Origin of the sequence: Duganella sp. Dugasp56, from assembly GCF_047304105.1 — a bacterium.
Classification (GTDB): domain Bacteria; phylum Pseudomonadota; class Gammaproteobacteria; order Burkholderiales; family Burkholderiaceae_D; genus Rugamonas; species Rugamonas hordei.
On record NZ_JBGLYQ010000124.1, the window covers coordinates 1 to 287 of the forward strand.

Annotated in this window: 1 tRNA gene; it reads left to right on the forward strand. The window is 51.2% G+C overall.

Annotated elements, in window-relative coordinates:
• Positions 1–211 precede the first annotated feature (211 nt).
• Positions 212–285: transfer RNA gene (locus tag ACCD07_RS32325), tRNA-Arg, on the forward strand.
• Positions 286–287: the final 2 nt, after the last annotated feature.

Sequence of the window (287 nt, forward strand, 5' to 3'; positions counted from 1 at the left end):
GCTGTAGCTCAGCTGGATAGAGTACTTGGCTACGAACCAAGGGGTCGTGGGTTCGATTCCTGCCAGCCGCACCAAAAATTCGTAAGTGGAAGGGCCAGGAGAGCGATCTCCGGGCCCTTTTGCTTTAAGTGTAAGCTCCTGAAACGGATTGCAAAATTTCTTTCTGGAATGCTTCGCCAAACAAGAAAACGCTGTTATAATCTTGTTTTTCGCGGCTGTAGCTCAGCTGGATAGAGTACTTGGCTACGAACCAAGGGGTCGTGGGTTCGATTCCTGCCAGCCGCACC